At 52.2% G+C, this 1,719-nt stretch carries 2 protein-coding genes; both read right to left on the minus strand.

The window, feature by feature from the left end; genetic code table 11:
- On the minus strand, positions 1–729 hold a 729-nt coding region (locus tag RH88_RS22670; RefSeq protein WP_005593603.1), incomplete at its 3' end, for a Mu-like prophage major head subunit gpT family protein.
- A 35-nt stretch (positions 730–764) separates the two neighbouring features.
- Positions 765–1,719 (minus strand): phage protease (locus tag RH88_RS04005; protein WP_005593605.1); only part of this gene is annotated, 955 nt, incomplete at its 5' end.

Genomic DNA, 1,719 nt, shown 5'->3' on the forward strand with positions numbered 1-1,719 from the left:
CCCTTTAATGGTCAGTTCAGTGGCTTCGGTCAAATCCGCAAGCACTAAGGTGCCGCCTGTCACAACCAACTCCCCCGTCTCATTGCGGAACGACACGATATCGGCGGTTTTTGCACCAACGCTCAACACCCATTCCGCGCTAGCGGCAGTCGCTGTAGCCTGATCTAAATCGCGGTTAAGCTCGGTATCGATGAACAGCACAATGTTGCCGCCATCTTCGCGGGCATGCTCCACCACGCCTGCAAAGTTTTTCGCCGCAGGGGCCGCCGCCGTTTCAAGCTGAACGTTTGAGTGCGTACCGTTACCCATTGGGTGGTCTTCATCAAAGAAGTATTGGCCGTCATAGCAAAGCTCATTAAAGCCGTTCATCAACAGAGGAAACACGAGACTGTCAGGGTGCATTGAGGCGTCATAGCCAATTTGCTGCGCCTGGATGGTGTACATACCCAGTTGATCGTCTTCCACTTTTTCGCGGCGAACCTTGATAGAGCTTTCCCACGTTTTGTTTTTGATGCTGTAGCCATGCTCTTTAAGCGTTGCCAGTTGACGCTCGCCCATCCATTCTTCAATCGACGGCCAATCACCCAACCAGCCATAGTCGTTTTCAGACGCGCTTGATGGCACTTGTGTTGCTACCTTTTGCCACTGCGGCTTAGCATCACCAAAGGCTTTGTTAAACACCGCAGATAAGGCCGTGTAGAGATTACGAATTACGACAGTTTCGCTCATAATTTATGATGTCCTTGTAAGTAAGAGGCCGTCGCTTACAGCGCCAACTTCTCTTTTGATTGTTTAAAGTCGTCTTCGCTGACGCCCAGCTTGCGGCACATGGCAAGTTCATCATCTGTCAGCGCTGAGCCGTTTTGTTTTTGGCTTTGCGGCGCTTGCTGCTCAGAAATAGATTGCGCGCTACCAATAAACTGCTTGAATTGCTCACGGCCTGCTTCTGTGCGACACGTCGCCAGATACATATCACGGCTTGATGGCGTCACTTTGCCCGCTTCAATTGCGCCATCCACTAACGCTTCTGCGTCTGATTGGTCGCGCTGAGCCAGGGCAAGCTCTGCGGTTTGAGCGCGGTTAATCGCCAGTTGATGGTCAGCGCGAGGCACAAACTTGGTTAAGTCCACGCTGTCAGCACCTTGGCGGTTCATAGCAATCTTCATTGCACCAATGGCGGTTGCCGCTTCGGCTTCACTCGCGCTTGCTTCAATGCCAAGCGCAAGAGCAATGGCTTGTGGGATAGGCATATCGCTTCCTTCTTTTCGGTTTAATGCAGGTAAATCTGCAAGGTTAGGGTCATTGGTAAAACCACATGAGCGAATTTTGGTGATAACGCCCTTGTCGTCGTACAAAAATGCAGGGGAGTAGTATTTGTAATCTTTGTCTTCGATGATCCATCGGCCGCGGTCATTCCAATCAATGCGCGCCCAGATTTCACCGTCTCGAACTTCAAGCTCAACCATCCAGCCTGACGCGCCAGCGTATTCACCTTGCGGGCCTTTGATGTGGGTGGCGTGCTCTACATCCCACGGCAAATCCAAACCATCCTCGACAAAGGCATCCACCACGCCTTGAGGGTTGCTATTTTGCCAGGTGCGACCATCCAGACCTTGAACGGTGCCCGCAGGAATAAGGAGTAACCACTCTGGTACAGGCTTAACGGTATCGACAGGCTCACTGGTATCGACTTGGGCCGCAGGCATCGAGCGCTCAGCC

Source organism: Vibrio scophthalmi LMG 19158 (genome assembly GCF_000222585.1).
Lineage (GTDB): Bacteria > Pseudomonadota > Gammaproteobacteria > Enterobacterales > Vibrionaceae > Vibrio > Vibrio scophthalmi.